Origin of the sequence: Vibrio harveyi NBRC 15634 = ATCC 14126 = KCTC 12724 (assembly GCF_001591145.1) — a bacterium.
Classification (GTDB): Bacteria; Pseudomonadota; Gammaproteobacteria; order Enterobacterales; family Vibrionaceae; genus Vibrio; species Vibrio harveyi.
The window spans coordinates 1-19,425 of sequence record NZ_BCUF01000068.1; the positions used below are offsets into that span (position 1 = coordinate 1).

Here is a 19,425-nt window from a genome sequence, read left to right on the forward strand (position 1 = left end):
AATCAATGACAACGCTCTGAGTCCTGCATCTTGAAGTCACTTGGGTATAAACGACCTCTATTGAATGAATCCTGTGTGTTGTGCTTGTCGGGTGAATTTATTGAGTCTTTTTTACGTTTTGAAATTAGGACAAAAGCAAAATTTCAGGTAAAGTAACCGCCTTTGTGAGCAAACTCGCTTCCTTGGTGTAATTCGTTAAGTAATTCACCCCGTTAGGAAGCCATCAAATTGACTTGAATAGGAAGAGACATGATTCTAGTTGTAGGTCATAAGAACCCAGACAGTGACAGTATTTGTAGTGCACTAGTTGCAACTGAACTTCTAAAGGCGCGTGGTGTTGAAGCAATGCCAATTCGTCAGGGCGAAATTAACCGTGAAACTCAGCACATCTTAGAAGTAGCTGGCGCAGAAGTTCCTGAGCTACGTGCTTCAGTTGCGGGTGAAACAGTTTGGCTAGTAGATTACTCAGATCTAGCGCAAGCACCAGACGACATCGCTGAAGCTGAAATCGCGGGTATCGTTGACCACCACCGTCTAGGTGATGTGATGACAGTAAACCCAATGGAAGCATGGATCTGGCCTGTTGGTTGTACTAACACAGTACTATTCAACATGTTCAAGATTGAAGGTCACGAGATCACACCTCAAATCGCTAAGCTAATGATGTCAGCTATTCTATCTGACACTGTTGGTTTTGCTTCTCCAACTTGTACTCAAAAAGACAAAGACGCTGTTGCTGAACTAGCGGCAATCGCAGACGTGCAAGATGTTGACGCATTCACTAAAGATCTTCTAATTGCTAAGACAAACATCGAAGGTCTATCTGCTGCTGAGCTTGTTGAAAAAGACCTGAAAGGTTACCCATTCAACGGTCGTGACGTAGTTGTAGGTCAGGTTGAGCTTGCAACTCTTGAGCAAGTGGATGGCATGATCGATGCGCTAGAAGCTGATCTAGAGGCGCGTTGTGCAAACGACAACCTAGCATTCGCGGCAGTGATGCTAACAGACATCACTACTGCTCAAACTCGTCTTCTATACAAAGGTGAGTGGGCTGAGAAGCTTATTAAGCATGAGAAAGATGGCATGCTAATGATGGAAAACACGCTAAGCCGTAAGAAGCAAGGTTGGCCTTGGCTTCAAACTGAGCTTGCGTAATTTCATTATTACCAGTTTATACTTTAGATGCCCGCCCTTCGGTGGGCATTTTTCTGTGGGAAATAGGAGACGACTATGTCTGAAGCATTAACCCAAGAGCAGATGGACACCATTAACCGCTACAATGAAGAGCAGCGTTTGAAATACTGCGTAAAAGAAATCGTAGCGAACCGCAAAGTGTGGATTCTGAAAGACGAACACGGTTGTGTCATGCTAAACACAGAAGATGACGATTGTGTACCAGTTTGGCCAAACGAAGAGTTTGCACAGCAATGGGCAACGGGTGACTGGGAAGAATGTGAGCCGGAAGCTATTTCATTGAACAAGTGGCACAGTCGCTGGACGTCCGGCCTAGAAGACGATGAGCTCTCTGTCGTGGTTTTCCCAAACCAGAATGAAGAAGGTGTTGTTCTTTTTCCTGACGAATTTGATTTTGAACTGCGCAAACAAGAAAGCCGTCGCTAATTGCGTCGAGTCGCGTCTTGATATCCAGTAATACTAAAAAGCCTGCGTTGATGCAGGCTTTGTTATTTTTGTCAGTAATTTACGATTTTCTGAGAGACAAGGATTAGTGGCTTGGCGCTTTGTAAAAGTGGCTCTCGACCAATCGTTGAGTAATAGCGTGCTCTGGATTAGTAAGCACTTGGTTAGTTTCACCAAACTCCACAACTTCACCTTCGTGCATCACCATCACTTTGTCGGTAATGTGTTTTACGATCCCAATATGCTGAGATACATAAACAAAGGACAGTCCCATCTCTTCTTGCAGCTCTAAGAAGAGGTTGATGATCTGAGAGCGCATCGCCATGTCGAGACCATTGAGTGCTTCGTCAGCCACAATGATCGAAGGCTGAAGGATCAATGCACGAGCAAGGCACACGCGTTGTTTCTGACCTGCTGCGAGCATTTGAGGGTAGAAGTACGCATGTTCCGGCAGCAGACCAACTCGAAGTAAGGTTTCTTTCACACGCTTCATACGTGCATCTGGCGGCATGTTCGTGTTTCGCTTTAACGGACCTTCCAAAATTCGACCTATCTGAATTCGTGGGTTCAAAGAGGTGTTTGGGTCTTGGAAAATCATGCGAATCAGCTTACAGCGCGTCGAGTAATCTTTGTGTTCGAGACGTTCACCGTTCACTCGAATCTCACCAGAACTCGGCTCAACAACGCCAGCTAACATACGTGCTAGCGTCGATTTGCCTGACCCATTTTGTCCGATAAAACCGATAGTTTGCCCCGGCTCTAAACTGAAGCTGACCGGCTTTACTGCCTCTTTGACTGTGCGTTTGAACAGACCTGAGCGCGTGACAAACTGTTTCGATAGGTTATCGACTTCAAGCAACGCACTCATGAATGTTTCTCCGTGTTCAATGGGAAGTGGCAGTTAAATTTATGGTTCTTAATTCGTTTGGTATGCGGAATTTCGACACATTGTCTTTGTGCATAAGGACAACGAGGCCCTAAACGGCAACCAATCGGTAAGTGCTGCAACGGAGGGATTGAGCCTGGCAGCGATTGCAGTTTCTGTTTATGAGGAATCCAATCATTGAAATCGGGCATCGCTTTTAGCAGCGCAGCAGTATAAGGGTGTTTAGGTGCTTCGATGAGTTTATCGGTATCTGCTGATTCCACCGATTGACCACAGTACATTACGGTAATGCGATTTGCCCATTGTGTAATGGTCGTCAAGTCGTGCCCGATCAACACAATGGTGGTGTTGTTGAGTTGGTTCATACGACTCAACAAACGCAAGATTTGCGATTGTGTAATTGGGTCAAGGTCGTTTGTCGGTTCGTCGGCAATCAAGATTTTTGGCTTAGTTGCAATAGCCATTGCGATCATGACTTTTTGACATTCACCATCGGTTAGCTCGTACGGGTAACTGCCCATTAAGCGTTTATGATCTTTGATACCCACTTTATGGAGTAGGGCGATGGCCTGTTTTTTACGCCACTTAAAGCGTTCCCACCATTTACCTTCAAAAGAGCGAGACGGGATCGATTCTATCAACTGACGTCCTACTTCTTCTGAGGGATCCAAACACGTTGAAGGCTCTTGGAATATCATGGCGATGTCTCGCGCAATCACTCTTCGGCGTTCTTTTGGCGTCAGTTGAAGCAGGTCAATATTGCCAAGACGCATTCGGTCTGCGGTCACTTTCCAGTTGTCTTTACAAACGCCTACAATGGCTTTGGCCACCAAGCTTTTGCCCGAGCCTGATTCGCCTACTAAACCACGGATTTCGCCTTCATTCAGGGTAATACTCATGCGGTCTACCGCTTTCACCAAACCTGAGGGCGTTTCAATTTCAATGGTTAAATGTCGAATATCTAATAACGGCATTATTCGATCCCCGCATTGAGAGCTTGGCGTACACCTTCACCCACTAAGTTTAGAACAACCACGGTAAACATAATGGTGAGACCTGGTAGTGTTACTGTCCATGGTGCAATGTAAATGAGCTCAACAGAGTCACCTAGAATTGCTCCCCATTCAGTACTTGGTGCTTGAGCACCTAAGCCGAGGAAACCAAGCGCAGTGATATCTAGAATAGCAACTGAGAGTGCAAGGGTAATTTCAGCGGCGATAACCGTTAATACGTTAGGTAGAATAGAGTTCCACAGCAGATAAAAATCGTTCGCACCATCCAGACGTGCTGCCATGATGTAATCTTTTTCAACCTCGGTATGCACGGCAATATAGACCGAACGGATAAAACGTGGGATCAGAGCTAAGCAGATGGCCAGAAGAATATTGAACTCACCAAAGCCTAAGAATGCCACGAAAATGATCGCGAGCAGTAGTGATGGAATAGACATCACGGTGTCGAGCAAGTGGTTTAGGGTACTGGAGAGCAGGCCTTTAGTCATGCCGGCTAAAACACCAATGAAACAACCGATCAACGCTGCTATCGCCGTAATTGCAACTGCAGCTCCGAACGTCAGTTGAGAGCCCATAATAAGGCGCGAAAGAATGTCACGACCTAAATCGTCAGTCCCTAGGAAGTAGTCAACCGTGCCAGCTGGTGCCCATGATGGCGGCACAAGCAATTCGCCAGATTGAGCTTGAGGATCATAAGGGGCAATTAAAGGTGCAAAAATGGTGATCAGCACAATGAAGATCAAGCACCACAAGCCAAACATTGCCAAGCTGTTCGCGCGGTAGCTACGCCAGAATCGTTCGAACTGAGTCGGAATGCGCTCTTCCTGATAGACGTTATTTGTTAGCATACCATTCCTTTCTCACCAGAGGGTTGATCATGGCACCAATCAAATCCGAAAGGATGTTGGCAGTTAAAACAAGGGTCGCCAGAACCATGACACCAGCTTGAATTGACGCATAGTCTTGATTCGAAAGAGCGTCCAACAACCAGCGCCCAATGCCTGGCCAGTTGAAGATAGACTCAGTAATGATAGCTAACGTAATCATGCTTGAAAGCTGAACCCCAACCTTTGGAATGATGGGTGGAATCGCATTGCGTAATACGTGTTGTGTCACGATCTCACGGTTTGATAAACCTTTGATTCGCGCCGCACGGATGTAGTTTTGGCTCATCACTTCTGCCACTGATGCACGCATCAAACCGATGACCTGTGTGGTCGGCGTTAGAGCCAGAACCAAACAAGGAAGAACCATATGCTCAATAACGCTTTGTAGCGCATGAGCTCGGTATTCACCTTTTGCCATAAATGCATCGATAATGGCGAAGCCTGTCACATGGTCAATTTCGTAAAGAAGATCATAGCGTCCCGCGACAGGGAAGACATGATATTGAAGTGAAAAGACCATAATCAACATCAGCGCAACCCAGAAAATTGGGGCGGAATAACCAGACATAGAAACGAACGAGATGCTGGTATCTAGCCATTTGCCTTGTTTCATGCCCGCTATTGTACCGAGTGGAATACCGATCAGCAGTGACACAACAAAGGCGAAAAAGCATAGCTCTAGCGTTGCAGGGAACACCACCGCTAACTCTTCATAGATTGGGTTGCCATTTTTGCTGATACCGAAATTGAGCTGAGACAACTCAACTAGGTAGCTTTGCCAGCCCGACCAAAACTCTACATTTGCCCAATGAGATGTTGGATCCAAACGCAAGAGTGAAAAGCCCACCAAAGTGAGAATCATCAAAGTGATGACAAATAGATTAAGACGTCTTACGGCGTACCAAAACATTAATGAATTCTCTCAACTCTATCAAAAGGTTGCGCATTGAAAGGGCTCGATTTAAAACCTTTCAGCGATTTATCGTGAACACGGAACTGAACGCCGTGAGCTAATGGGATAACTGGAAACTCTTCATTCAGAATATTCTGCGCTTGGCGGTATAGGTTCAAGCGGTAACGCTGCTGCTGTGTCTCTAATGCGAGATCGAGCAGGAAGTCAAAATCATCGTTACACCACATTGAAACGTTTAAACCCACCCGCTCAGATTCACAAGAAAGCAACGGACGGAAGAAGTTGTCAGGATCGCCAGTATCACCAATCCAGCCAGTTAAGAGCAAATCAACATCGTTGATGGTTTCGAGCTGTGTGCGCTCAAAGCGATCATCGGTCAGTAGGCGTAACTCAACACCGATATCGGCAAAGTTAGCTTGGATAAGCTCTGCGGTTTTACGCGGGCTAGGGTTGAAAGCGCGAGGCTCTAATGGGACCCACATCGTCAGTTGCAGACCTTTCTCGTAACCTGCTTCTCGAAGTAGGGCTAAAGCATAATTACGGTCATAACGTATTTTCACGCTGTCTTTTTGGTAAGCCCAAGAGTTTGGTGGAAGCAGTGTATAAGCTTGGGTCCCCGTACCGTAATAAACCGAGTCAAGAATGTTCTGGCGGTTGATCGCCAGATTCAAGGCTTGGCGAACTCGAGCATCGCGCAGAGCAGGGTGCTCAGTATTAATCGCAATAAAGGACACGTTGTTAGCAGGTGTTGCGGTTAATTCCAGCTCTTCTGTTTCTTGGATGATCGGGATTTGGCTAGAGATCGGTGAAGCCAAGACATCGCACTCATTTCTCAGTAGCTTAGCGAGTGTGCCCGTACCACGGTGGGAAATATCGAATACGACTTGCTCCATTTTTGCCGGCGATTTCCAGTATTTAGGATGGCGCTCTAAACGAATCAAGTCGTTCACTTGATACTCTTTTAGTTGATATGGACCGGTACCGATAGGCAGCATATCAATTTGTGCTTTCTCATCCTTTGCTGCTAACTGCTGACCATATTCTGCAGAGAGAAGCACAGCATGGCTGGTGGCAATGTTTGCCAAAAAAGCAAAGTTAGGTTGAGTCAGAACAAATTTAACCGTGTGGTCATCCAGCGCAATCACATCTTTAACTAGGTTTTGGAAATCTAAACCTGCAAACCATGGATAAAAACCACCACCGACGTCGTGAAACGGATGGTCTACATCAATGATTCGCTTAAAGCTAAATACCACGTCTTGCGCGTTGAATGGTCGAGTTGGTGTGAACCATGAAGTCTTTTGGAACTGAACACCACGCTTAAGATTAAACGTATATTCGGTGCCTTCTTCATTCACCGACCAGCTCTCAGCAAGGTTCGCGATGGGTTGATGAGATTTAGGATCGAGCGTGAGCAGCGTGTCATAAAGCTGAGGACTTAATGCTTCGGCTGTAATGCCGCTGTCAATTAGCTGAGGGTTGAATGTGGTTGGCTTACCTTGCCCACAAAACACAAAGCCATTCTCTCGAATATCATTGTGATCGATTTCGTCACCACAGGCGGTGAGTAAGCTAATACCAATTAGGCTCAGCGATAGTCTTATAAAAGCATTCATAATATGAAATGGTCATTGGACTTTGCTTGCTCCCAGCGCGTTATAGCATCGGGTATGACAAGCGAAAATGATCTCGCTAATTTATCACTTTTGCCAACTCGCTCCAAACATAAAATCGTTGAGCTGCAGGGTGTTAGATCAAATTACCGTATCATTTCTGGTCGTTGACCTGTTTTGCCTCTTGAAATTGCTCACAACGTACGTGCAATAGCGCCTTTCGCACCGCGGTTCGTTTTATCATTATATACCCAAGTCAACTCGCCCTTCGAGAGCGTGCTATTGACCTGGCTGCTGTGTCAAACCGCTAGGAAAGAGCCGATTATTATCCAGCGTTGTCTTCCTTGCTTACTTTCATTAAACAGGGAACCAGAGACAACGCTCTGAATCCTGCATCTTGAAGTCACTTGGGTATAGTGATCAATTGATAGAGTGAGACATCGCTAGAGAGCAATGATAGTTAACTTGGTGCAAGGACGTTTATCCTTGACCAACTAAGCCATATTTTCTCACCATGCCTCTTAGTTGATGGTAGCTCAGACCTAACAGCTCTGCGGCTTGACGCTGGTTAAACTTGGCTTCTTCCAACGCACGGTTGAGCAATTCAATATCTTGGTCTTCTTGCCACTGCTTGTAATCCAACGGGAAGTGTATTTCTGCTTTTTGTGCGGCTTGTGTTGTTTCTGGTTCTTCTTGACTCGCAGAGTGCCCCAATGCGTTCTCCCAACCCGTTTCAAATGGGTTAAAGATCAAGTGTTCAATCGGATCTGAGTTCAATCCATGACGGTATATGGCACGCTCAATGACATTCTTAAGTTCACGTACGTTACCTGGCCATCCGTAGTCTAGGAGCGATTGCTGCGCTTGCTCCGTAAAACCGACGAAGTATTCAAGTTGGAGTTCACGACACATTTTGATCGCGTAATGCTCGGCAAGAGAGAGAATGTCTTCTTTTCTTTCACGTAAAGGAGGAAGCATGATGACGTCAAACGCCAAGCGATCGAGTAAATCCGCTCGGAAATCGCCTTGTTCCGCCAACTTTGGTAAGTCTGCATTGGTTGCACACACCAAACGTACATCGGCGTTTAATGCAGTATGCCCACCAACGCGCTCGTATTCCCCATATTCAATCACACGCAAAAGTTTTTCTTGAACGAGGAGAGGAGCGGTCGCCAATTCATCGAGAAATAGTGTGCCACCCTCTGCGCGTTCAAAACGTCCTTTGTGCTTGCCTTTAGAGCCAGTAAATGAGCCGGACTCATGACCAAAAAGCTCAGAATCAATCAAACCTTCGCTTAATGTCGCACAGTTTAGGGAAAGCAGTGGTTTATCCCAACGCTTTGATAAATAGTGTAAACGTTGCGCGATGAGTTCTTTACCTGTGCCTCGTTCTCCAATTATGAGGACAGGGCGCTCAATTGGCGCAAGTTGTGATACTTTATCTAATACGGCGAGAAAAGCAGGCGATTCACCGATGAGGTTTTGCTTCATAAAATCCTTCTTATTTTCTATCTTGCCATGATTTACAGTATTGGAGTTGGTGAAATTTACCAACAGTTGGTAAAAACCATCATAGCATAACGGTATGCAACAACAACAAAATGCTTAACTTGCTGTTTATTAAGGGAAATAAAAGTTGGCACGCTACTTGTAATATCTAAATGGAGACACAAGGTGAATAACCGCCTTGTCGAGTTTTAATAGGAAAAAAGAGGAGTTCCGTTATGGGTATTTTTTCTCGTTTTGCAGATATCGTTAACTCAAACATCAGTGCATTGCTAGACAAGGCGGAAGATCCTGAAAAAATGATCCGTCTTATCATCCAAGAAATGGAAGACACACTTGTAGAAGTGCGTACTAACTCGGCTAAAGCGATTGCAGATAAAAAAGAGTTGGCTCGCAAAGTCGAAGCTCTAGAAGAGCAAATCACTGAGTGGGGGCAAAAAGCAAGCCTAGCTCTAGTGAAAGAGCGTGAAGATTTGGCTCGCGCAGCTCTGATTGAAAAGCAAAAGCTAGAGCAAGTCATTAAAGGTCTTCATACTGAGCAAACGTTGGTTGAAGAAACCATCGAGAAGCTAACCGGTGAAATCGGTAAACTAGAAAACAAAATTGCTGAAACGCGCGCTAAGCAACAAGCATTAGCAATTCGCAACCAAACGGCATCTAACCGTCGTGATGTTCAAAAACAACTGCATGCAGGTCGCACAAACGAAGCGATGGCAAAGTTTGAACAGTACTCTCGTAAAATTGACGAGATGGAAGCAGAAGCAGATCTTTACGCAAAAACTGGCAACGCAAAATCTTTAGACCAAGAGTTTGCCGAGCTACAAGCACAAGATGAAATCGAAAAAGAGTTGGCAAAACTGAAAGAACAGATGTCATCGAACAATAAATAAGAAAGGAGCCATCTATGTCGACATTTTTTATTACTGGACCATTGATTGTCTTTTTAATCTTTGTCGCTCCACTATGGCTCTTCTTACACTATCGCAGCAAACGCAAAGCAGATAGTGCACTGTCGAGCCAAGATCTAGAGCGTCTTCAGGTGCTGTCTGAGAAAGCGGAAGCGATGCAGTCTCGAGTTGATACATTGGAGCGTATCCTAGATGCAGAATCCCCAACGTGGAGACGCAAGTATGAGTAAACGAGAACTGTATCGTGACCCTGTAAACGGTAAAATCTCCGGCGTGTGTGCTGGAGTGGCAAACTACTTTGGTGCAGAAGTTTGGTTGATTCGTATCGTTGTGATTTCCGCAGCCTTGCTTGGTGGTACTTTCCTTGTCTTGTTGGCATACATTGCGATGACCTTCATGTTAGAAAAGCAGCCAATGACTTATACCGAAAACATTAAGTCGCAACAGGAACATACATTGAAGAGCAAACCGTGGCAAAAAGGGCAAAGCCCAGATCAGTTGCTCAGTGTGCTAGAAAACGACTTCAGTCGTCTTGATAATAAGATTCGAAGTATGGAAGCGTATGTCACCTCTGATGCCTATCGCGTAAACAGAGAATTTAATAAGCTCTGATAATTAATTATGAATTTATTGATAAAGCAGACCTCGGTCTGCTTTATTTTTGTCTCAAATAGCTCATTTTAAAGAAAAATTAGATTCAGATGCTCTAGAAGAATGTCATAAATTCATCTACCTTAAAAAGAATGGATGTTAAATGGATGAATTCACATGAGAAAAGCGCTCATTCCAATCGCTGTCATGACGGTTCTTTCGGGGTGTGGTAAAGAGCTGCCACCAGTCCCTGAACCCGAATCTCGGCCCGCCAAACTCTTCACTGTTTCTGTAGGCAATGCTCAGTTTGAAAGACATTTTCCTGCCACTACAGAAGCTGGTGACCGAGCAGTACTCGCATTTCGTGTCCCTGGTTTGCTTCAATCGATAGAAGTAAACGCAGGTCAAATGGTCAATAAAGGCGATGTGCTTGCCGTGCTCAACCCCGATGAGTATTCACTACTCGAAAAACAAGCCCGTGCAAATTACACCCTTGCTGACGTTCAATACGAGCGTTCGAAAAAGCTTCGTAAAGAACAAGTGGTCTCGGAACAAGATTTTGATGCAGCAAAAGCCAATCACAACTCGGCCAAAGCCCAGTGGAATCAGGCAAAAGCAAACCTAAGATACACCAAACTTGTTGCCCCTTATGACGGCACGATTTCTTATCTCCCAGCAGAAAACCATGAGTATGTGGCGGCAAAAGAAGGCGTCATGAATATTCAGACCAACCAAGTAATGAAGGTACTGTTCCAATTGCCTGATCACTTGTTAAGTAAATTTACTCAAGGTGCAAATGCGTACGCCTCCATGACGTTTGATGCATTCCCAGAGCGTTCTTTCGAGTTAACCTTCCAAGAAATTGATACTGAAGCAGACCCTAAAACTGGTAGTTACAAAGTCACCATGGTAATGGAACGACCAGAAGGGGTGGGGATATTGCCGGGTATGTCCGGTAACGTGCATTTAGTTTCTGAAAATGCAGGTGCCACCCGAATTCCAAGCTCCGCGATATTTACTGAAGATGGCAAAACCTGTGTTTGGCGTGTCAATGACCAAGGTATTGTTGAGAAAGTGTCCGTCGCGTTAAACGATAAGCAGCAAATCGAGGAAGGACTGCAAGATGGTGATCAAATCATTATCTCTGGCGTGAACGTGATCGAACCGGGTATTAAGGTTCGAGAATGGGTTAAGGAGCGAGGGCTGTAACATGAAAGGAATCTTAGCTTTAACGACGCTTTGCTCTGCGGTATTGCTCGCTGGTTGTGGTGACAAAGGATCTGAAAGAGAACTAGAAACACCTCGTGTGAGAGTCGCTTCTCTGGAAGGAAAGCGAGTCGATGATAATCTTTATTTCCCTGCTATTGCCAATGCGGCTGACCGTTCGCATTTGAGTTTCCGTGTTGCGGGTGAGGTGAGCCGAGTGCTGGTGAAAGAGGGTGATAAAGTCATTAAAGGCGATGTCATTGCCACACTGGATCCTACGGATTATCAGCTTGATGTTGATAATGCTTCGGCACGTTTTTCCGTCGTCGATAGCCAGTATCGTCGCTCTGCACCTTTGGTGAAAAAAGGTTTATTAGCGAAATCTCAATTCGATGAGATTGCAGCACAACGTCAAATCGCACTTGCTGAATTGGAGTTAGCCAAACTTCGACTGTCTTTTACTCAACTTAAAGCGCCTGTTGACGGCATCATCTCACGTGTCAACGTTGACCAGTTTGAAAATATTCAAGTTGGGCAGTACATCGTGAACATTCATAGTGTTGATCGTGTTGAAGTGCTGATCCAACTTCCGGATCGCCTCTATGTCAAACAGCCGCCGACGTCGGAAAATCTTGCCAAAATTGATGCGGTGGTTCGTGTACCAAGTGGTAATGAATACAAAGCCCACATCAAAGAATTCACGACCGAACCAGATCCAGATACTGGCACATTTACCGTCACCTTATCACTGCCTATGCCAGAGCAAGAGTACATTCTTGACGGTATGGCTGTTGATGTGACGTCTAAAGATGAAAATGTTGGCTTGGAATTGAATGTTGGTATCAATGTTCCGATCGAAGCGATTTTCAATGCTGATGGCGATGATTTAAGCCGAGAAAACAAATTTGTTTGGGTGCTAAATGACGACAATACCGTCACTCGCAAGCAAGTACGAGCGGGCAAAGCATCAAAAACATCGGTTCAAATTCTTGACGGTCTAGAGCTTGATGACAAAGTCGTTGTCGCAGGTGTGGCTCGATTGAGAGAAGGCATGAAAGTGGAAGTGGTTAAGCAGGAGGCAACTCAATGAGTGAACAAAATAACGTTGCGCCTCAACAAGATGATGAAAACGTAACGGGTATTGCGGCGTATTTCATTAGAAACCGCGTAATCAGTTGGATGGTGTCGCTGATCTTCTTGATTGGTGGTGTTGCGGCGTTCTTTGGATTAGGGCGTCTTGAAGATCCAGCCTTTACTATTAAAGACGCAATGGTAGTGACCTCTTATCCGGGGGCAACGCCACAACAAGTGGAAGAAGAAGTTACTTATCCGATAGAGAAAGCGATTCAGCAATTAACCTACGTGGATGAAGTGAACTCCATTTCCAGTCGTGGTTTATCTCAAATTACAGTGACCATGAAAAACAACTATGGTCCGGATGATTTACCACAGATTTGGGATGAACTACGTCGTAAGGTTAATGACCTAAAAGGTACATTACCACCGGGTGTCAATGACCCATCGGTGATTGATGACTTCGGCGATGTATACGGGATTTTGCTTGCGGTAACTGGTGACGGATACAGTTATAAAGAGTTGCTCGATTACGTTGATTATTTAAGGCGTGAACTTGAACTGGTTGATGGGGTAAGTAAGGTCTCGGTATCTGGTCAACAGCAAGAGCAAGTGTTCATCGAAATCTCGATGAAAAAGCTAAGCAGTTTGGGGCTATCTCCGACAACCGTTTTTAACTTACTTTCGACCCAAAACGTAGTTTCTGATGCAGGTGCGATCCGTATCGGTGATGAGTACATTCGTATTCAACCTACCGGTGAGTTTCAAAGCGTAGATGAGCTAGGTGACTTATTGATCACCGAGTCTGGTGCACAAGGTCTGATTTTCTTAAAAGACGTTGCCGAAATTAAACGAGGTTATGTAGAAGTTCCAACCAACATCATTAACTACAATGGTGAGTTGGCGCTGAACTTGGGGATTTCATTTGCTCAGGGTGTCAATGTTGTTGAAGTTGGCAAGGCATTTGATCGTCGAGTTGCAGAACTGAAGTACCAACAGCCAGTAGGCGTTCAAATTTCAGAAATCTACAATCAGCCAAAAGAAGTAGATAAGTCGGTGAGTGGCTTCGTTATCAGTTTGGCTCAAGCCGTTGGTATCGTAATCATCGTTCTATTGTTCTTTATGGGTTTACGCTCCGGTCTGCTTATTGGTCTGATCTTGCTACTGACTGTACTAGGTACCTTCATTTTTATGAAGTACTTAGCCATCGATTTACAACGTATCTCTCTTGGGGCATTGGTTATTGCTCTGGGTATGCTGGTGGATAACGCCATCGTCGTCGTGGAAGGGATACTCATCGGGACTCAAAAAGGACGAACGAGACTTCAAGCTGCGACGGATATCGTCACGCAAACCAAATGGCCGCTTTTAGGCGCGACGGTTATCGCTGTTACTGCTTTTGCACCAATCGGTCTATCAGAAGACTCGACGGGTGAGTACTGTGGTACCTTGTTTACCGTACTGCTTATCTCGTTAATGCTGAGCTGGTTTACCGCTATTTCGTTGACGCCTTTCTTCGCTGATATTTTCTTCAAAGGTCAGAAAATTAAGAGTGGTGAAGGCGAAGACAATGACCCATACAATGGCATCATCTTCGTTATGTATAAGAAGTTCTTAAGCTTCTGTATGCGCCGAGCATGGTTTACTGTTGTTGTCTTGGTGGCAGGTCTAGCGGCGAGTGTTTACGGCTTCACCTATGTGAAACAAGCCTTCTTCCCATCTTCAACCACCCCTATTTTCCAGTTGGATGTTTGGTTGCCAGAGGGTACGGATATTCGAGCTACGAATGATACGCTGAAAGAACTGGAAGGCTGGCTTGCTGAGCAAGATCACGTTGAACATATCACTACCACCGCAGGTAAGGGTTTGCAGCGCTTCATGCTGACTTATGCCCCAGAGAAAAGTTACGCGGCTTATGGTGAGATCACTACGCGTGTCGAGAACTACGAAGCGTTAGCACCACTTATGGAGCGCTTTAGAGAGCACATCAAATCCAACTACCCAGAAATCAATTACAAATTGAAGCAAATTGAATTGGGTCCTGGTGGCGGTGCGAAGATTGAAGCGCGCATTATTGGTTCTGATCCAACGGTGCTGCGTACTATTGCTGCACAAGTGATGGATGTAATGTACGCCGACCCGGGAGCAACGAACATTCGTCACGACTGGCGTGAACGTACACAAGTGCTTGAGCCTCAGTTTAATGAAAGTCAAGCTCGTCGTTACGGCATCACTAAATCGGATGTGGATGATTTCTTATCGATGTCCTTCTCTGGTATGAATATTGGTTTATACCGCGATGGTACAACTCTGATGCCGATTGTTGCGCGTCTTCCGGAAGATGAGCGTATCGACATTCGTAACATCGAAGGCATGAAAATTTGGAGCCCAGCGCAGAGTGAATTTATTCCTCTACAACAAGTAACTATGGGTTACGACATGCGTTGGGAAGACCCTATCATTGTGCGTAAGAACCGTAAGCGCATGCTAACGGTAATGGCAGATCCAGATATCCTAGGTGAAGAGACAGCGGCAACATTGCAAGCACGTCTACAGCCGCAGATTGAAGCGATCGAAATGCCACCAGGTTACTCACTAGAGTGGGGTGGTGAGTATGAGTCATCAGGTGATGCAAAAGCGTCGTTGTTTACCACGATGCCTATGGGTTACTTGTTTATGTTCTTGATCACCATCTTCTTGTTTAACTCAATCAAAGAGCCTCTTATTGTTTGGTTAACAGTACCTTTGGCATTAATTGGTGTGACAACCGGTCTATTGGTGTTGAATACGCCGTTTGGCTTTATGGCATTACTGGGTTTCTTGAGTCTGTCGGGGATGGTACTGAAAAATGGTATCGTACTGCTTGATCAGATTGAGATTGAAATGAAATCGGGTAAAGAAGCGTACGACGCAGTGGTGGATGCCGCAGTAAGTCGTGTGCGTCCAGTATGCATGGCTGCAATCACAACCATTCTAGGTATGATTCCTCTACTACCGGATATCTTCTTTAAACCAATGGCTGTAACCATCATGTTTGGTTTAGGTTTTGCGACCGTACTGACACTAATTGTCGTGCCAGTGTTGTATCGTCTATTCCACAAGGTGGCAGTGCCGAAGTAACGACTTAGTTTAAGTAACGTTCTAGAGCGCCTCTGGCTAACGTCAGGGGCGTTTTTATAAGGATTAAATATGGAACAGAATACGTGTGCATGGGCGATGAACCATCCACTTGAACGCGAATATCACGATACTGAATGGGGTGTGCCTGTACACGACGATACGGTATTGTTCGAATTCATCACGCTAGAAGGTGCGCAAGCCGGTTTAAGCTGGATTACGATTTTGAAAAAGCGTGAAGGTTATCGAGAAGCGTTTGAAAACTATGACTTAGATAAGCTGATTCAACGCGATGAAGTGCGTACCGAATTCATCGTTGAAAACTTCGACGTGGTTAAGCATCGCGGCAAAATTAATTCGGTATTCAGTAATGCCAAAGCGGCAAAGCAATTGATAGAAGAATACGGAAGCCTTTCAGGGGCGCTATGGCAATTTGTTGATGACAAACCAATCGTGAATCACTGGACAGACATGAGCCAAGTGCCAGTATCGACAGAACAATCCAAAGCGATGAGTAAGTTCCTCAAAAAGAAAGGCTTTAAGTTTGTTGGTGAGACCATTTGCTACGCCTTCATGCAAGCAGTAGGTATGGTCGATGACCATATTGTTGGTTGTCCTAAAAAACTGAATTAGTTTTTAGATTTACTATCATGAATCCTTTCCAAAGCTTCTATGCGACGCCATTGGTTTTGCTCGAAGCTTTGTTCTCTTAATCCGGCGATTTCTGTTTTCTTTTCTTCTTCGCCGAGGAAATCATTGTTGATGATCTCCGCACGTTTCTCTAAATAATCGTTGAGTGATGCGTTAAACGAGGCTCGTTGTTCATCCAGAGCTTGTAGTCGTTCCGCGCCTTCTTCACCCACCAAATCAACACGAGCCAAATACTTCTCCTGTGCAGACATTTCCGAGGTCTGATTTAGTTCAATCACTAGCGCGTTGTTGCGCTCACTTTGTTGAATGTACTTAGGTTGAGAGGCGAGGTTTTCTTCAAGCATTTGTTGTTGAGAATCAGCGTCTAATTCGGTTTCTCGAATGGCGAGTTTATCTATTGCTAACTGGCGTAAGCGATTTTCTTCATCGAAAAGTTGAGCAATTTGTTCGTCAGTAAAAAACGCGCTTTGCATCGCTAAGATTGCGTCATTTAGCTGCTTCAGTTCGTTTAATGGCAACGAATTTCCTTCGAACGGTTCTAGCTTGGATAGTGCTTCTTTGTATGCAAGATAGGTCTCGAACAGTTCTGCGCTGATACCCAGTGAATCTAGTTGTGATTCACCAGTTTTTACGTTGGCTTTGATTTCTTCAAGGCTTTGTTCTCCTAGACCGCTCAGAGTGTATTCAAAGAAGTCTTTTTGAGAAGAGAGATCAATACTGGTGTCCTGTTGTGACTGAGCTTTTATAAGTTGTGAAGGTGGAGACGATGGAAACAGATAAGCCGCTCCTACACCAATGAGTGATACGATGAATAAGGTGATGAGAGCGACTTTCTTCATAATGGCTTCCTTCTTATAGACCTTGCTGTTTTAGGCGGTTTGCGTGTTGGCGATACAATGTGACTGGATCCGTTTCGAACAAATGATGGATACCTAGCAGCCCGTTGATTTCATCCAGATGATTCATCTTGTAATCATCACGAATCACTTTCCCCAAGTGAGTGCTGCACGTGCCCACGAGACCATCATTTGGACTATCAAACGCCAAACCTAAAACCACCATTGCGCCGTCTGTTGGATCAAACAGGTTGGTAAAGTTGGAAGAGCCAGTCCATGAGTAGTAATGCACACCGTTAGACGCCAATAGGTCTCCATCTCCACATTCACTGGTTGGAATGCCTTCGGGGTAATGCTGGTTGAACGCCAAAGAACCTTCGGTGGTTAGTGCCGCTAAGGAAGCTAGTGGGTCTTGGTCGAGATCAGTGCCACCGGAAAGTAGATTAATGAGAGTCACCAGCCCTTCTGCTAGCTTCACCGCGACACCTTCACTGATGGAGCCTTCAGGAACCGTTCCACGCACAATATCAGCTACTTTTGATCCTTTGTTCACCCCTCCAATACTGGTAACGGACGCCACTAAATCTGGGCGTACAGAAGCAACATAACGTGTTGTTGGTCCACCATGGCTGTGCCCAATCAAATTGACCTTTTCCGCGCCTGTAGCAGCAAGCAACGTTTCTACTTGAGCCAAGAGCTGCTCTCCACGTGCTTCACTGCTGTTGGTTGCGGAGACTTGAGCGACATAAACCGTCGCGCCATCTTTCGTTAGAGCATGTGGGATGCCATAGAAGTAATCGACTCCGGCAAGGGAATCAAAACCAAATAAACCATGGACAAGTACGATGGGGTATTTGGTTTCTGTGTAACCACTGGCGTTGGCAGATGCAAAAGGTAGGGTGCTTAAAACGAAAAGCATTGTTGTTATGAATCTGAGTTTCAAAACTATCTCCTTGTGGTATGACCTCTTATGAGTTTTATAAAATAGGAGATAAGTTTTGCGGTTGAGAAGTTCGTTTGTGGCACATTGTTTTAATCTGTGATTACTCAAAAGAAAATCAACAGATTCAATTAACATTGGATTGATGAATATTAGAATGTTAGTTAATTCTAATTAAGACAATGAGTTAGTAACTCTATAATGAGAGGTAAAAAAATAGCCTCGCAGTACGAGGCTATTTAATAATTGTTCTGAATGCTTATAAAGAGGCTTCTTTTTCTAGCACTAATGCATTGTATCGAGCAAAGCCAGCTTCAAGATCGGCGATTAAGTCTTCTACATCTTCTAAACCAATGTGTAGACGTACCAATGTACCTTCGAAATTTGGATTCGCCACTGTGCGCAAGCTATTAAAGCTCTTTGGCTCGTTAGCTAAAATCAAACTCTCAAACCCACCCCATGAATAACCCATGCTGAAGTGCTTCATACCATCCAACAATGCTGTGGTGGCTTTCGGGTACGAGCTTTTCAACACGAATGAGAACAGACCGTTACCGCCAGTAAAATCGCGTTTATAGAATTCGTGACCCGGACAACTCTCTAGAGCAGGGTGACGAACGTGGTCAACTTCAGGACGAGCTGCTAACCATTGCGCGACTTTTAGACTGTTTTCCGCGTGTTGGCGTAAGCGTACATCAAGTGTGCGAATACCACGCAGACCTAGATATGCATCATCAGGAGAAACACATTGACCCATTAGGTAACTCTGCTCGCGTAGCTGATCCCAGTACTTCTCAGAAGCAACCGCCGTACCCAGCATTACATCTGAGTGACCAACAATGTATTTGGTTGCTGCTTGGATAGAGATATCCACGCCGTGCTCGAATGGTGAGAAGTTCACCCCCGCGCCCCATGTGTTATCCAACATTACAATGATGTCTTGTTCGTGTGCAATGCTTGCTAGGGTAGGGACATCCATCACTTCCATGGTAATGGAACCAGGAGACTCAAGGAAAAGCACTTTAGTATTCGGCTGAATAAGGTCACGAATGCCTGCGCCGATCATAGGATCGAAGTAAGTTGTCTCTACACCCATCTTCTTCATGATGGTGTCACAGAAATCGCGAGTAGGTTCGTAGCAGGTATCCACCATTAAGATATGGTCGCCCGTTTCGACAAAAGACAAGATGGCATTAGAAATCGCCGCCGTGCCACATGGGTAAAGGGCACACCCTGCGCCGCCTTCGACCTCTACCATGGCATCTTGAAAGGCAAAGTGTGTGTTTGTACCACGGCGTCCGTAAAACAGGGTTTTATTCGTACGATTGATCATCGCTTGGTTTTTTTCTGCGACGGTATCAAACACTATAGTAGAAGCGCGCTGCACTGGTGGGTTTACCACGCCATTTGTCCACTTCTTATCACGACCTGCGGTAACGAGTTTGGTCTTTTTGCCTTCTGACATAAAAATTCCCTGTCTAAATTACGATTTTCAATATTTAAAACATGGACCAAGGGTGGTTTGCAAGGGAAAAGTAGAAATGAAACGACTCGTCAGAGCATAGAGCGAAAAACAGTGAGAAAGTGCAACAGATAAAGAAAACCGACAGCATAGAACTGTCGGTTTTGTAGAGATTTATTAGCTT

The 19,425-nt window shown here is 45.1% G+C and carries 18 protein-coding genes; 9 read left to right on the top strand and 9 right to left on the bottom strand.

Annotated features, from left to right (window positions below; all coding sequences use genetic code 11):
- The first annotated feature begins 249 nt into the window (after positions 1 to 249).
- Positions 250 to 1,155, top strand: coding sequence for a manganese-dependent inorganic pyrophosphatase (locus tag VHA02S_RS22660; protein WP_038897448.1), 906 nt, complete (start codon positions 250 to 252; stop codon positions 1,153 to 1,155).
- A 75-nt stretch (positions 1,156 to 1,230) separates the two neighbouring features.
- Positions 1,231 to 1,620 carry a DUF2750 domain-containing protein gene (locus VHA02S_RS22665; protein ID WP_005437260.1) on the top strand — a complete coding sequence of 130 codons (390 nt, stop codon included), beginning with the start codon at positions 1,231 to 1,233 and terminating at the stop codon, positions 1,618 to 1,620.
- A gap of 103 nt (positions 1,621 to 1,723) precedes the next feature.
- On the opposite strand, the gene VHA02S_RS22670 is transcribed toward VHA02S_RS22665, so the two are convergent.
- The 6 genes from VHA02S_RS22670 to pspF form a co-directional block, all read right to left on the bottom strand.
- On the bottom strand, positions 1,724 to 2,506 hold the full coding sequence (locus VHA02S_RS22670) for a peptide ABC transporter ATP-binding protein (protein ID WP_005450710.1): 783 nt from the start codon (positions 2,504 to 2,506) through the stop codon (positions 1,724 to 1,726).
- The gene (locus tag VHA02S_RS22675) at positions 2,503 to 3,498 is read right to left on the bottom strand and encodes a peptide ABC transporter ATP-binding protein (RefSeq protein ID WP_005450708.1); all 996 of its coding nucleotides are present in this window, start codon (positions 3,496 to 3,498) and stop codon (positions 2,503 to 2,505) included. The genes VHA02S_RS22670 and VHA02S_RS22675 overlap by 4 nt, the downstream gene beginning before the upstream one ends.
- Positions 3,498 to 4,385, bottom strand: coding sequence for an ABC transporter permease subunit (locus tag VHA02S_RS22680; protein ID WP_005450707.1), 888 nt, complete (start codon positions 4,383 to 4,385; stop codon positions 3,498 to 3,500). The genes VHA02S_RS22675 and VHA02S_RS22680 overlap by 1 nt, the downstream gene beginning before the upstream one ends.
- Positions 4,372 to 5,334, bottom strand: coding sequence for an ABC transporter permease (locus tag VHA02S_RS22685; RefSeq protein WP_005450705.1), 963 nt, complete (start codon positions 5,332 to 5,334; stop codon positions 4,372 to 4,374). The genes VHA02S_RS22680 and VHA02S_RS22685 overlap by 14 nt, the downstream gene beginning before the upstream one ends.
- Positions 5,334 to 6,953 carry an ABC transporter substrate-binding protein SapA gene (gene sapA / locus VHA02S_RS22690; RefSeq protein ID WP_005450700.1) on the bottom strand — a complete coding sequence of 540 codons (1,620 nt, stop codon included), beginning with the start codon at positions 6,951 to 6,953 and terminating at the stop codon, positions 5,334 to 5,336. Before sapA ends, VHA02S_RS22685 begins: the two co-directional genes overlap by 1 nt.
- A 477-nt stretch (positions 6,954 to 7,430) precedes the next feature.
- The gene (gene pspF, locus VHA02S_RS22695) at positions 7,431 to 8,441 is read right to left on the bottom strand and encodes a phage shock protein operon transcriptional activator (RefSeq protein WP_038897449.1); all 1,011 of its coding nucleotides are present in this window, start codon (positions 8,439 to 8,441) and stop codon (positions 7,431 to 7,433) included.
- A 233-nt stretch (positions 8,442 to 8,674) separates the two neighbouring features.
- Between pspF and pspA the strand changes: the two genes are divergently transcribed.
- From pspA to VHA02S_RS22730, 7 genes are all read left to right on the top strand, one after another.
- Positions 8,675 to 9,346, top strand: coding sequence for a phage shock protein PspA (gene pspA / locus VHA02S_RS22700; RefSeq protein WP_005450697.1), 672 nt, complete (start codon positions 8,675 to 8,677; stop codon positions 9,344 to 9,346).
- Positions 9,347 to 9,360: 14 nt separating this feature from the next.
- Positions 9,361 to 9,594, top strand: coding sequence for an envelope stress response membrane protein PspB (gene pspB / locus VHA02S_RS22705; RefSeq protein ID WP_005450695.1), 234 nt, complete (start codon positions 9,361 to 9,363; stop codon positions 9,592 to 9,594).
- The gene (gene pspC, locus VHA02S_RS22710) at positions 9,587 to 9,976 is read left to right on the top strand and encodes an envelope stress response membrane protein PspC (RefSeq protein WP_005450693.1); all 390 of its coding nucleotides are present in this window, start codon (positions 9,587 to 9,589) and stop codon (positions 9,974 to 9,976) included. The genes pspB and pspC overlap by 8 nt, the downstream gene beginning before the upstream one ends.
- 156 nt (positions 9,977 to 10,132) lie before the next feature.
- Complete coding sequence (locus VHA02S_RS22715; protein ID WP_005450692.1) at positions 10,133 to 11,164, top strand: efflux RND transporter periplasmic adaptor subunit; 1,032 nt, start codon at positions 10,133 to 10,135, stop codon at positions 11,162 to 11,164.
- A gap of 1 nt (position 11,165) precedes the next feature.
- Complete coding sequence (locus tag VHA02S_RS22720) at positions 11,166 to 12,251, top strand: efflux RND transporter periplasmic adaptor subunit (protein WP_038897450.1); 1,086 nt, start codon at positions 11,166 to 11,168, stop codon at positions 12,249 to 12,251.
- Complete coding sequence (gene vmeI, locus VHA02S_RS22725; RefSeq protein ID WP_005450688.1) at positions 12,248 to 15,355, top strand: efflux RND transporter permease subunit VmeI; 3,108 nt, start codon at positions 12,248 to 12,250, stop codon at positions 15,353 to 15,355. Before VHA02S_RS22720 ends, vmeI begins: the two co-directional genes overlap by 4 nt.
- Positions 15,356 to 15,424: 69 nt before the next feature.
- Positions 15,425 to 15,985, top strand: coding sequence for a DNA-3-methyladenine glycosylase I (locus tag VHA02S_RS22730; protein WP_038897451.1), 561 nt, complete (start codon positions 15,425 to 15,427; stop codon positions 15,983 to 15,985).
- Here VHA02S_RS22730 and VHA02S_RS22735 read toward each other — a convergent pair.
- From VHA02S_RS22735 to VHA02S_RS22745, 3 genes are all read right to left on the bottom strand, one after another.
- Positions 15,982 to 16,842 carry a lipase secretion chaperone gene (locus VHA02S_RS22735; protein ID WP_038897453.1) on the bottom strand — a complete coding sequence of 287 codons (861 nt, stop codon included), beginning with the start codon at positions 16,840 to 16,842 and terminating at the stop codon, positions 15,982 to 15,984. The genes VHA02S_RS22730 and VHA02S_RS22735 overlap by 4 nt on opposite strands.
- A 13-nt stretch (positions 16,843 to 16,855) precedes the next feature.
- Positions 16,856 to 17,758 carry an esterase/lipase family protein gene (locus VHA02S_RS22740; RefSeq protein ID WP_009698161.1) on the bottom strand — a complete coding sequence of 301 codons (903 nt, stop codon included), beginning with the start codon at positions 17,756 to 17,758 and terminating at the stop codon, positions 16,856 to 16,858.
- Positions 17,759 to 18,038: 280 nt separating this feature from the next.
- A complete protein-coding gene (locus tag VHA02S_RS22745) occupies positions 18,039 to 19,244 on the bottom strand; it encodes a cystathionine beta-lyase (protein ID WP_005450676.1) in 1,206 nt (401 codons plus the stop codon).
- Positions 19,245 to 19,425: the final 181 nt, after the last annotated feature.

Excerpts from the sequence above, each read along its gene's own strand:
- sapA (WP_005450700.1), bottom strand. The coding sequence starts at position 6,953 with ATGAATGCTTTTATAAGACTATCGCTGAGCCTAATTGGTATTAGCTTA.
- pspB (WP_005450695.1), top strand. The coding sequence starts at position 9,361 with ATGTCGACATTTTTTATTACTGGACCATTGATTGTCTTTTTAATCTTT.
- VHA02S_RS22675 (WP_005450708.1), bottom strand. The coding sequence starts at position 3,498 with ATGCCGTTATTAGATATTCGACATTTAACCATTGAAATTGAAACGCCC.
- pspF (WP_038897449.1), bottom strand. The coding sequence starts at position 8,441 with ATGAAGCAAAACCTCATCGGTGAATCGCCTGCTTTTCTCGCCGTATTA.
- VHA02S_RS22720 (WP_038897450.1), top strand. The coding sequence starts at position 11,166 with ATGAAAGGAATCTTAGCTTTAACGACGCTTTGCTCTGCGGTATTGCTC.
- pspA (WP_005450697.1), top strand. The coding sequence starts at position 8,675 with ATGGGTATTTTTTCTCGTTTTGCAGATATCGTTAACTCAAACATCAGT.
- VHA02S_RS22730 (WP_038897451.1), top strand. The coding sequence starts at position 15,425 with ATGGAACAGAATACGTGTGCATGGGCGATGAACCATCCACTTGAACGC.
- vmeI (WP_005450688.1), top strand. The coding sequence starts at position 12,248 with ATGAGTGAACAAAATAACGTTGCGCCTCAACAAGATGATGAAAACGTA.
- VHA02S_RS22670 (WP_005450710.1), bottom strand. The coding sequence starts at position 2,506 with ATGAGTGCGTTGCTTGAAGTCGATAACCTATCGAAACAGTTTGTCACG.
- VHA02S_RS22685 (WP_005450705.1), bottom strand. The coding sequence starts at position 5,334 with ATGTTTTGGTACGCCGTAAGACGTCTTAATCTATTTGTCATCACTTTG.
- pspC (WP_005450693.1), top strand. The coding sequence starts at position 9,587 with ATGAGTAAACGAGAACTGTATCGTGACCCTGTAAACGGTAAAATCTCC.
- VHA02S_RS22740 (WP_009698161.1), bottom strand. The coding sequence starts at position 17,758 with ATGCTTTTCGTTTTAAGCACCCTACCTTTTGCATCTGCCAACGCCAGT.
- VHA02S_RS22715 (WP_005450692.1), top strand. The coding sequence starts at position 10,133 with ATGAGAAAAGCGCTCATTCCAATCGCTGTCATGACGGTTCTTTCGGGG.
- VHA02S_RS22660 (WP_038897448.1), top strand. The coding sequence starts at position 250 with ATGATTCTAGTTGTAGGTCATAAGAACCCAGACAGTGACAGTATTTGT.
- VHA02S_RS22665 (WP_005437260.1), top strand. The coding sequence starts at position 1,231 with ATGTCTGAAGCATTAACCCAAGAGCAGATGGACACCATTAACCGCTAC.
- VHA02S_RS22680 (WP_005450707.1), bottom strand. The coding sequence starts at position 4,385 with ATGCTAACAAATAACGTCTATCAGGAAGAGCGCATTCCGACTCAGTTC.
- VHA02S_RS22735 (WP_038897453.1), bottom strand. The coding sequence starts at position 16,842 with ATGAAGAAAGTCGCTCTCATCACCTTATTCATCGTATCACTCATTGGT.
- VHA02S_RS22745 (WP_005450676.1), bottom strand. The coding sequence starts at position 19,244 with ATGTCAGAAGGCAAAAAGACCAAACTCGTTACCGCAGGTCGTGATAAG.